Annotated in this window: 7 protein-coding genes and 1 pseudogene; 4 read left to right on the top strand and 4 right to left on the bottom strand. The window is 30.8% G+C overall.

Annotated elements, in window-relative coordinates:
- The first annotated feature begins 189 nt into the window (after positions 1–189).
- The 4 genes from ATE84_RS08045 to ATE84_RS08030 all read left to right on the top strand — a co-directional run bounded on the left by ATE84_RS08045 (position 190) and on the right by ATE84_RS08030 (position 6,655).
- Positions 190–915 (top strand): hypothetical protein, encoded by a 726-nt coding sequence (locus ATE84_RS08045; RefSeq protein WP_101447440.1) that lies wholly within the window; start codon positions 190–192, stop codon positions 913–915.
- Positions 916–973: 58 nt separating this feature from the next.
- A complete protein-coding gene (locus ATE84_RS08040; RefSeq protein WP_233195767.1) occupies positions 974–3,682 on the top strand; it encodes a carboxypeptidase-like regulatory domain-containing protein in 2,709 nt (902 codons plus the stop codon).
- A 7-nt stretch (positions 3,683–3,689) separates the two neighbouring features.
- Entirely contained in the window at positions 3,690–4,919 is a 1,230-nt protein-coding gene (locus tag ATE84_RS08035) for a DUF4249 domain-containing protein (protein ID WP_101447436.1), read from the top strand.
- Positions 4,920–4,981: 62 nt separating this feature from the next.
- Complete coding sequence (locus tag ATE84_RS08030; protein WP_143273597.1) at positions 4,982–6,655, top strand: hypothetical protein; 1,674 nt, start codon at positions 4,982–4,984, stop codon at positions 6,653–6,655.
- A 236-nt stretch (positions 6,656–6,891) separates the two neighbouring features.
- On the opposite strand, the pseudogene ATE84_RS26455 reads toward ATE84_RS08030, so the two are convergent.
- From ATE84_RS26455 to thrA, 4 genes and pseudogenes are all read right to left on the bottom strand, one after another.
- A pseudogene (locus tag ATE84_RS26455) lies at positions 6,892–7,148 on the bottom strand (transposase).
- A gap of 325 nt (positions 7,149–7,473) precedes the next feature.
- Positions 7,474–8,652 (bottom strand): PLP-dependent aspartate aminotransferase family protein, encoded by a 1,179-nt coding sequence (locus tag ATE84_RS08020; RefSeq protein WP_101447432.1) that lies wholly within the window; start codon positions 8,650–8,652, stop codon positions 7,474–7,476.
- Positions 8,649–9,074, bottom strand: a complete 426-nt coding sequence (locus ATE84_RS08015; RefSeq protein ID WP_101447430.1) for an OsmC family protein — start codon at positions 9,072–9,074, stop codon at positions 8,649–8,651. Before ATE84_RS08015 ends, ATE84_RS08020 begins: the two co-directional genes overlap by 4 nt.
- Positions 9,075–9,219: 145 nt before the next feature.
- A complete protein-coding gene (gene thrA, locus ATE84_RS08010; protein ID WP_101450907.1) occupies positions 9,220–11,634 on the bottom strand; it encodes a bifunctional aspartate kinase/homoserine dehydrogenase I in 2,415 nt (804 codons plus the stop codon).
- Between the last annotated feature and the right edge of the window lie 4 nt (positions 11,635–11,638).

Here is an 11,638-nt window from a genome sequence, read left to right as displayed (position 1 = left end):
TCGTCGCTTTTATTGTAATTAGGTAAAAAAAACAAAAAAGTAAGCCGGTTTCTATACTAAATACCATACATTTATTGCATGCATTGATCAATTCTAGTTGGCACAATACTTATATTATCTTAGTCATTAATGCTAAATTAATCGCAGCAAGTATTTCATTAAAGGCAAACAAAAGTTTAAACATAAATAATGATCTTCTACAAAATAAATTTATTTATTTTTATTTTTTTTGGTTACACATCATTTTCCCAGTCCTATAACTCTAAAAACATATATAATGCCTATGATGAATTGGTTAGTATAGAAAATACTGGTTTGTATAATGGTGTCGAATTTAAGGACCCTTATCTCAACACAGATGGGAGTTATCGATATTTTGGTCATTTTAACTTTACAAAAGGAACTATTATTTACAATAATCAATTCTATGCAAATGTTCTTTTAAAATATGATGTATTACATGATAATGTAATCACAAAATCTAATAATACCTTCAGTTATTTTAACATTAAGTTAATTTCTGAAAATATTTCAGCTTTTTCTATCTATGGTCATAATTTTATTAAGCTGACCGATACCAAATTAAATCGTACTGATCATATTTTTTTTGAAATCCTATATATAGGAAATACAATTCATTTATATACAAAACATATTAAAAAGAAAAATCGCGCTATTGTAAATAAACGCTTTCAATATCGTTTTAAAAAGGATAATTTGTACCTATTATTCTATAATGACGCTTATTATCCTATTGATTCTATTAAAGATTTAAATAAAATTTTCCCCAAAAACAAAAAACAGATTAATAATTTCTATAAAAGTTATAAATCTATCTATAAATCAAACCGGAAACGTTTTATGATTGAATTTGTAAAATACTTAAATGGCACACTAGAGAATTTAAATGAATAAGTACTTATTAATCATATCTTCTATTACGAAAAAAAGTATACTAACAATTATTTTTTTGATGTCTATTTATTCTATGAATGGTCAAGATCATTCTGCTATAACAATAGAATTCGACAACATAACTTTAAAAGAAGCTATTTTACATCTAGAAAGATCCACTGACACTTTTTTTTACTTTGAAGAAGAATGGCTTAAGAATCATACTGTATCAAAAAAATATGATCAGACAGATCTAAAAACCATTTTAAAAGGAATACTAGAAAAAACCAATATCAACTTTTTTATAAAAGGCAAGAAAGTTATTTTATTATTTAATAATATAATTTATCAAGAATTACCCAATAGCTTATTTGACGAAAAAAAAACATTAGATAATAACACTCCTATTTTTCAAGAAGAATACATATCTCAAGCTACAAAACAAAGTAAAAACTTGATTGCTATTGGAAAACAAAATACAAATACAAGAAATAAAACCTTTACTGTCTCTGGATATGTTAAAGATTCAAAAACCAACGTTCCTATTGAGGAAGTATCTATTTTTACTGTTAACAGATCTATTTATACCACATCTGATTCTAACGGATTCTATTCTATTAAACTATCCTATGGTTTTAATCAACTTGAAACAAATTTATTAGGGTATAGAAAAACAATTCAAGATATGATCGTATACAATGATGGTACCTTCAATCTAAAAATAGAAGAAAACACTGAAACTCTTGATGAAGTACTTATTGAATCCAAAAAAGGGAGCAATGTAAAAGAAGTTTTAATGGGAACTAACCAAATTGAAGCCGAATCTATTAAAACAATACCACTAGTATTAGGCGAACGAGATATCTTAAAAGTAGCTACCACTTTACCCGGTATAAAAACAGTAGGTGAAGGAGCTAGTGGCTTTAATGTACGAGGAGGTCGAGCAGATCAAAACCTTATTTTACTCGATGATGCCGTACTATATAATCCATCACATTTTTTAGGTTTTTTTTCTGCTGTTAATCCATTCACAACAAAAAACATCAATATTTATAAAGCAAGTATCCCCATAGAATATGGAGGTCGATTGTCATCAGTTTTTGATATAGAAACAAAATCGGACACTCCTGAAAAACTTTCAGCAGAAGGCTCTATTGGTCCTATTACGGCTAATCTTGCGGGAGAAATCCCTATAGTAAAGAAAAAAGCTTCAGTGATTGTAGGTGTACGTGCTACGTATTCTGATTATATTTTAAAGAATCTAGATGAAGAGTCCTTAAAAAATAGCGAAGCTTCTTTTTATGATGGTATTATAAAATATAACCACAAAATTAACACCAATAATTCTCTACAAGGGACTTTCTATTATAGCAAAGATAAGTTTAGTATTACTTCAGATTCTATTTTCAAATACAATAATAGGCTTATTTCTCTAAAATGGAATCGTAGTTTTAGCGAAAAAAGCAAAGCTAATTTAATTCTAGTTAACAGTGAATATAAGTATGAAATCCTTTATAAAGCTAATGCTAATTTGGATTTTGATTTTGGGTATAAACTTAATGAAAGTCAAGCTAAATTGAATTTTAATTACACCTTAAACAATAAACATAAATTTAGTTATGGATTGAGTAGTAAGTTATACACTATAGACCCTGGAACAATCAAACCTGTAGGAGTTAATTCTGATATCAAACTACAAATAATAGAACGAGAAAAAGGGTTGGAATCTGCATTTTATTTTTCAGACCTTTATAAGGCAACTGATAAACTGTTATTAGAAATTGGATTTAGATATTCTTTATATGCTGCTTTAGGAAAATCGACTCAGAATATATATGCTGCTAATCAACCTATTAATGAAAACTCTATAATCGAAGTTAAAGAATATGGCAACAATGAAATCATAAAGACTTATGGGATGCCAGAATATCGTATTTCGGGAAGATATCTTCTAGGAAATGAATTTTCTATAAAAGGCAGTTATAATAAAACTTCTCAATATATACATTTACTATCTACTAATACGACTATGTCTCCTACAGATATATGGAAACTTTCTGATCGTAATATAAGACCACAACAAGCAAATCAATATTCTTTGGGAGTATTCAAAAATATTACAAATAAAAACCTAGAATTTAGTCTTGAGGGGTATTATAAAAAAATGAATGACATATTGGATTATAAAATTGGAGCAGAATTAATTCTCAACAAAAATATTGAAACTGAATTATTACAAGGAGAAGGAAAGGCGTACGGAATAGAATTTTTATTTAAAAAAACAAAAGGAAAACTAAATGGATATTTTGGCTATAGTTATTCTAGAGCATTAATTAAATTGGACAGTGAAATTTATCAAGAACGAGTTAACAATGGCAAGTTCTTTTCTGCAAATTATGATAAGCCACATGATTTTTCACTTGTTGCAAATTACAAACTTACAAAGCGATATAGCATTTCTACCAATTTCACATATCAAACTGGACGACCGGTTACTTATCCCGTTGGCAGATATACAATAGCTGGTCAAGAGCAAGTAGTTTATAGTGATAGAAATCAATATCGAATTCCTGATTATTACCGCCTAGATATAGGTATCAATATAGAAGGGAATCATAAGTTAAAAAAATTAGGGCATAGCTTTATTAATATATCTGTTTATAATGTATTAGGAAGAAATAATCCATACTCAGTATTTTTTGTGAACGATGATCAGCAAATAAAAGCCTATAAAACTTCCATATTTTCGATTCCGATACCAACTATAACGTATAATTTTAAGTTTTAGAAAATTTATGAAAAAGGCAGCAATACTATACATTCAGATATTTTCTATACTCCTCATACAAATAGGCTGTACAGAACCTTTTGATATCAAAACTATTGATTTTGAAAATATTTTAGTTGTAGAAAGCACTCTTACCAACGAACTAAAACAACAAATAATTAAATTATCCCGCACAACAACTCTAGAAAATCTAAATGTAGTTATAGAAAACAATGCTTCAGTAACTGTTAAAGCTAGTAATGGAAATGTTTTTAATTTTTCACAAGATCTTACAACAGGAGAATACCTTTCTGACATAGAATTTCAGGCACTAAAAGATGTCACTTATACACTACACATCACTACTAAAGAAGGCAAAAATTACATTTCGTCTGCGGTTACATTGCCTCCAACTATTGAGATAGACAGTCTATATTCTGAGTTAATCTCAAAGGATGATCAAGAAGGTGTTCAAGTGTTTGTAAACACATCTGATCCAACAAAAAAGACAAAATATTTTAAATATGAATATGAAGAAACGTATAAAGTAGTAGCTCCTTTTCCTTCATCTTATCTTGCTGAAATAGTAAATTTCGAGATAATTAACGGTGATGAAAAATATGACGTTCATACTACCTCTAGAACACCAGAAGAAGTTTGTTATTCGACTGTAAAATCGGAAGGTATTTTACAAATAGCCACCTCCAATCTAAATGAAAATGAGGTATTTCGTTTTCCAATTCGGTTTATGAATAAAAACAGTGGTATGTTACGAGATCGCTACAGTATTTTGGTAAAACAATATGTACAAAGCCCTGAGGCCTATATTTTCTACAAAACTATTAAAGAATTAGGAAATACCGAAAGCTTATTATCTCAAAATCAACCTGGTTATATTGTGGGTAACATTAATATGGTAACAAATTCCGATGAAAAGGTTTTAGGTTTTTTTGAAGTATCCTCAGTAACTTCAAAAAGAATTTATTTTAATTATACTGATTTTGGTGTAGAAAAACCTCCATATCTTATAGAAGATTGTGAATCTCCTCTTAGATTGGACTATCGTAAAACAGGTACGAAAAGAAATGAAGATGGTTCTTTAGAACCAAATGATCGTGCTAACATAAGAATAAGTATACGGCGTTATAATTATCAGATTATATATTTTCATCATCCATTTTATCATATCATCAAACAAGAATGTAGCGTATGTACTTCTATTTCATCAAATGTAAAACCCGATTTCTGGGAAGATTAATTATGTGTAAAGAAATCGTATTTTTAATATTTATATGTTTTTGCATTACTGCAAAAGGGCAGATGTACACTGATAAAACTTCTGTTGATACGCAAATTTTCATAAAAGAAAAAATCAATATAACACTCAACAACAGCATACTACTATCAGGAGAGTCACTCTTATATAAAATATACAATCACACTAATTCTAACTCCAAAAGTTTATTAAGTAAGATTAGTTATGTTTCATTACGCAATGAAAGAGATTCTATAATATTTAATCATAAATTAGTATTGAATCAGAAAGGAACTCAACAAGGAGCATTCTTTATCCCATCTACACTTAAAACCGGAGTATATAGACTTCTGGGGTATACTAATTTTTCTCGTAACAATTTTAAAAAACCGTTTTCTTCCAAAACTATATATATCATAAATCCGTTTATCAAGACTACTAATTTTCCGAAAAAAATAAACTCTTCAGAATCTATTACTGTACGATCAATTGTCACTACTGATACTACAGGTGTCAAAAAATCACAAAATGATATTTTAATCAAGACAGATAAAGAGACATACAAAACCAGAGAAAAAATCACTTTAAGTATTGATAATTTTATAAAAAAAGCGGGACATGGAGATTATGTATTATCTGTTCGAAAAACAGATTCTGTTCTGGTTTTAGATTCATCTGTACAAAATACTAATCATACACAAAATGAATCTATTTTTTATCTTCCTGAACTTCGTGGAGAGCTTATCTCAGGTAAAATAATACCTGTAGAAGAAAAAACACCCATAAAAAACAAGATAATAACACTTACAATATTAGGAGAGAATTATATCTTCAAGGTATCAAAAACAAATAATAATGGCCATTTCTTCTTTTCAATTCCTGAAATACATCAAACTAGCAATAGTATTGTCCAGATCAATGAGCCCGATAGAGACAAGTACAAACTTATTTTAGACAAAAAAGAGCTTAGCCTTAAGAAAAAAACAGCAAATACTAATCTACAACTTGATCCGAGTATAAAAAACTGGTTACAAGAACGTAGTATTCAGTTACAAATTAAAAACGCATACTTTAACCCTTCTACAAAAACTACTTTAAAAGAACACTACATTCCTTCTTTTTATAACACTATGGGGACAAAATACGTGTTAGATGATTATAACCGTTTTAACACAATGAAAGAAACCTTTGTAGAGATAGTAAAGCTTGCTGGGGTAAGAAAAAAAAGAAAAAAAAACAAATTTGTAATATTTCCTACTCGGGATCTAGAAGGAAAAACATTATTTAGTTCATTAGATCCATTGGTTTTAATGGATGGTATATTAATACAAGAGGCAGACGAAATTTTAGACTATGATGCAAAAAATATTAAAAGCATTAATGTATTAGAAAAACCCTATCGGTATGGCCCAAAAGTATACGGTGGTATTATTGATATCAAAACAATAAAACAAAATTTTAGACCTAAAATGCAAGGGGATTATATTAAAGAATTGAAAATAGAAAAATCTCTAGTATATAACGAGTTATATTCTCCTGATTATTCTAATACATCTCTTGATAGAATTCCAGATTATAGAGTTCAACTATACTGGCAACCGGATATAACACTTACTTCAAAAAAAACAGTAAAATATTTTTATGCTTCAGATATCACAGGTACTTATGAGATTACATTAGAAGGATACACTAATAAAGGTGATTATAAGCTACTAAAGCATTACTTTAAAATTCGCTAAGAAAAGAGTATGCTTTTGAAGTTTCTTTCTTTAACCTGAATTATGCATTAGTTTTTGATGAGCAGGCTCATATTCCAATAAAATATAACAACAAACTGAAAAAATAATAGCAAAAAGCCAAATCAATTAAAAATCACACCTTTTTAGAAAGTGGCTTTGGCTAACCATCATAGGGGGCAGTTGGACTGGTACTAAATTATTCATCTTCAATTACCTTCTCTTCTTTCTACTGATACTTACTTAATATACTTCTTTATCATATCTTTATCTAAACCTACCATACTTACAAAATACCCTCTACCAGCCCAAAAATGATTCCTCAATAAGGTTTTTGTTTCAATGTTGTGTAACTCTTGAATAACTTGATCGAGATTTTGCCTTTCAAAACACCCATCAATTTCGAAATTGAAACTTTTGGAGGAACAGAAACTAGATGATAATTACACTTATAAACTACATGGCTTAATTTCTTATATTTTACCCAGAGAACAATTATAGGGGCATAGCCATCAGAACATAACAACCTGCAAAGTAAGTGAATTTCTAAACTGAATTAAAACTAGGGTTATATGATAGAAAATTTATAGAATAGAACTTTGTTATGAAAGGGTTCAACTACAATAAAAACTGGTCAAAATCCTTTCAACCGAACAAGCAGCGTATATGATTACAAAAGGGAATATACCATGAAAAAATATCACACAGCACCCCTATATATCCATTTTAAACTGTTTACTACGTTGCATTTATAAAAATATTTCTTAATTCTAACAACCGTAACCTATCATATTTTTTATCGAAGGAACAATACTTTTAAATTAAATTTTTTCCAGCGCTTGTTCTAGATCCAATATAATATCATCAATATGTTCTAGTCCCACAGAACAACGTACCATTCCATCTGTAATCCCTACAACAAGCTTATCTTCATCGGCTAGTTTACTATGTGTTGTCGAAGCAGGATGCGTAATTATGGTTCTGGTATCACCAAGGTTAGCAGATAGAGAACACATTTGCACACTATTAAAAAAAGTTTTACCACCTTGTACTCCTCCTTTTACCTCAAAAGCAACAACATTACCTCCCATTTTCATTTGCTTTTTGGCAACTTCATATTGTGGATGAGATTTCAAGAATGGGTATTTTACCCAGTTTATTTTAGGGTGTGATTCTAAAAATTCTGCTAATTTTAGAGCATTCTCACAATGACGATCTACCCGAACAGCCAGAGTTTCTAAACTTTTTGACAACACCCATGCATTAAAAGGTGATAGTGACGGCCCAGTATTACGTGAAAAGAGGTAAATTTCTCTTATCAGCTCTTTTTTACCAACAGTGACTCCTCCCAAAACTCTTCCCTGGCCATCAATTAGCTTAGTTGCAGAATGGATTACTAAATCTGCACCAAACTTAATTGGGTTTTGAAGGTATGGAGTCGCAAAACAGTTATCAATAATTAAAAGTAAATTATGCTTTTTTGCTATCGCTCCCAATAATTCTAAATCTAAAACATCTACACCAGGATTTGTTGGAGATTCGGCATATATAATTTTTGTATTGGACTGGATTAAACTTTCTACTTTATCCACTTCATCTACCCTAAAATAGCTAGTTTCGATATTCCATTTTGGAAAATATTTGGTAAATAAAGTATGAGTAGAACCAAATACAGATCGAGCAGAAACAATATGATCACCAGCATCTAATAATGCTGCAAATGTAGAAAACACTGCCGCCATACCTGTCGCAAATGCATACCCTTCTTCTGCTCCTTCTAACTTGCAGATCTTGTCTACAAATTCTGTTGTATTAGGATTACTAAAACGGCTATATAGATTTCGTTCTTTCTCTTCTGCAAAAGCAGCTCTCATTTCTTCGGCATCTTCAAAAACAAAGCCAGAGGTTAAATACATTGGTGTAGAATGCTCTAAAAACTGTGTTTTATCAGTTTGCGTTCTTACCGCTTGCGTTTCAAAATTTAAACTTTCCAGACTCATATTTCTTTATTATTAACCACAACCTTGTACTCTATTGTAGCTGTAGGTTCTAATGTTTTGGATACCGAACAATATTTCTCAAAAGACAATTGCGCTGCCCTCTGTGCTTTTTCTGGAATTATATCTCCTTCGAGGTAAACAGTTACTGTTATTTTTTTAAACGGTTTTGCTCCATCAATTTCTTCGCGAGCACCATCTACTTCTGCTCTATAGTCAGTAATTTCTTGTCGTTGTTTTTTTAAAATAGAGATCACATCAATAGCACTACACCCCGCTACTCCCATTAAAACATATTCCATTGGACTTGGAGCCAGATCGTGTCCTCCAACCTTGGCTGTACTATCTATATAGGTTACATGACCTCTTTCGTTTTTTAATTCGAAATGATAATCACTATCTATTCTTTTGAGTTGTATTTTCATTTTATATTGTTTTGGGCGCTCCCCTGACCAATCAGGGTCGGGCTTTCGGCTATATCTTTTATAACCTGTCAGAAACCCTTCGACTTCGCTCGGGGTGACAGGATTATAAAAGGATGTCGCTTCAATCCCTAACGCAATTATAATTTTATCCTTTTTCTGTCAATCGCAACACATCTCCAAACACACCTCTTGCCGTTACTGCAGCTCCAGCGCCGGCTCCTTGAATTACAATAGGTTGATCACCATATGATTCTGTATAAATCTCGAATATAGAGTCGGAACCTTTTACTTGTCCTAACGCACTACTTTGAGGTACAGAAACTAATTTAACATCCAGATTTCCTTTCTCTTGTGACAAATCACCCCAAAGATCACCAATATATCGCAATACATGATCAGGTTTTTGCTCTTCTTTAACTTTTTTATAAACGACATCCAACTCTTTCAGTCTTCCTAAAAATTCTTTTGCTTCTCCAGCTCGTAATTCTTCAGGAATTAGATTATGAATATTAATATCTTCAAATTCGTTACTTAGATCCAACTCTCTTGCGAGAATTAATAATTTTCGACCTACATCATTACCACAGAGATCTTCTCTTGGATCGGGTTCTGTAAACCCTTTATCAATTGCCTCTTGCAACACTTCGCTAAAAGGTCGTTCTTCTACAGAAAAAGTATTGAATAAATAACTTAGTGATCCAGAGAAAACTCCTTTGATTCGAGTTATATTTTCTCCAGACAAATGCAATAACTTAATAGTATCAATCAACGGTAATCCAGCTCCTACGTTAGTTTCATACAGATATTGTTTTTGATTCTCTTCTAGCTTAATTCTTAACTCCTTATAAAAGTCAAAACTTAATGTATTGGCAACTTTATTAGAAGATACCAAATCGAAACCATGTTCTACCAAATTTATGTAATTTTCGGTAAACACCTGACTAGCTGTATTATCAATAGCTATTAGGTTTTCTAAATGATGATCATCTGCATATCGAATCACATCCTCAACTGTATACGAAACTCCTTTTTCATTGATAGCATTTTTCCAATCTTGAGCTACCCCGTTTTTATCCAAGAGTACTTTTCTTGAATTTGCGACTGCAAAAATATTGAGGTTGATTTTTTTTCGTTTCTCAATCTGTTCTGAAGATTTTAAAATTTGATCTATCAAAGTACCTCCAACCAGACCATGGCCAAATATAGCTATGTTGATTTTTTTAGAAATTTCGAAAATCTCACCATGAATCACATTTAAAGCACGATGCAACTGTTCTTTTCGCACCACTAGACTCACATTCTTTCCTGTAACTGTGTTATTAAACAATAATGGAATTACTTGATTTTTAATCAATGCATTATACGGTTTATGAAACGTGCTTAAGTCCTGACCAATAATAGAAATCACAGATACATCTTTTTCTATTGAAATACCACTAACATCGCGTTTATAAAAATCTGATTCGAACTCTTCTTCTAATATAGATTTAGCTTCTTTTGCTTTATCAGCTTCGACAACAAAACCAATACCACGTTCTGATGACCCTTGTGAAATGATACTAACACTAATATTTTTATCGGCTAGTGCTTTAAATATTCTCGCATCCACTCCTACTTTTCCCAATAGACCTCTTCCTTCTAGGTTTATTAGAGCCACATTCTCTAAAACTGAAAGAGATTTAATTCCTTTTTCACTCGCTTCCGATGTAATCAAGGTTCCTTTATTTTGATGATCAAAAGTATTCAAAATCCTAAGCGGGATATTCTTTTCAATTAAAGGAATTATAGTTTTCGCATGTAAAATATTAGCTCCAAAATATGCCAATTCATTAGCTTCTGTAAATGACAATTTTTCAATTTTTATAGCATTAGGTACCAGGTCTGGATCAGCAGTATAGATCCCATTTACATGAGTGAAATTTTGTAATTCTTCTGCTTCAAGATAATTAGCTAATAATGATGCTGTATAGTTACTACCGTTTCTTCCTAAAGTAGTTGTTTCATTTTTGGTATTCGATGCTATAAAACCAGTAACGATATTTACTGTAGTGCCATTATACTTTTGAAAATGATTAATTACATTTTCTTTAGATAATTTATCGAGAGGTTGAGCATCTCCAAACTGAGCATCTGTTATGATAAGAGTTCTACTATCTGTAAAATTAGCATTGATATTTTTCTCTTTTAGGAGTTGCGTTACCAATTTGGCCGAAATAACTTCACCTTGCGATAACACCTGATCTTTTATCCTCTTGCTATAGTCTTCTAAAAGTGAAACTCCTTCAAAAAGTTTGTCTAATGTTTCGAACTCCTGGGTAAAATCGACATTATCAAAATCGGCAATTTGGTATGTTTTAAATGCTTCTAGCTGTGATTGATAATTTTTGCCATTGACAGCCTTTTCAAGAATTTCTTCGAGTTCATCGGTTGTATTACCACGAGCAGAAAGGACAACGGTTATCTTTTCGCCATTTTTCACCTTATCTTCAATTATATCTATCACCGCATGAATTCCTTTTCCATTAGCGAGTGATTTCCCTCCAAATTTTAAAATTTTCATTTTT

Source organism: Aquimarina sp. MAR_2010_214, from assembly GCF_002846555.1.
Lineage (GTDB): Bacteria > Bacteroidota > Bacteroidia > Flavobacteriales > Flavobacteriaceae > Aquimarina.
This window is presented reverse-complemented; position numbering and strand designations above follow the sequence as displayed.

Coding starts and splice junctions, on each gene's coding strand:
- ATE84_RS08045 (WP_101447440.1), top strand. CDS start 190: ATGATCTTCTACAAAATAAATTTATTTATTTTTATTTTTTTTGGTTAC.
- ATE84_RS08040 (WP_233195767.1), top strand. CDS start 974: ATGTCTATTTATTCTATGAATGGTCAAGATCATTCTGCTATAACAATA.
- ATE84_RS08035 (WP_101447436.1), top strand. CDS start 3,690: ATGAAAAAGGCAGCAATACTATACATTCAGATATTTTCTATACTCCTC.
- ATE84_RS08030 (WP_143273597.1), top strand. CDS start 4,982: ATGTACACTGATAAAACTTCTGTTGATACGCAAATTTTCATAAAAGAA.
- ATE84_RS08020 (WP_101447432.1), bottom strand. CDS start 8,652: ATGAGTCTGGAAAGTTTAAATTTTGAAACGCAAGCGGTAAGAACGCAA.
- ATE84_RS08015 (WP_101447430.1), bottom strand. CDS start 9,074: ATGAAAATACAACTCAAAAGAATAGATAGTGATTATCATTTCGAATTA.
- thrA (WP_101450907.1), bottom strand. CDS start 11,634: ATGAAAATTTTAAAATTTGGAGGGAAATCACTCGCTAATGGAAAAGGA.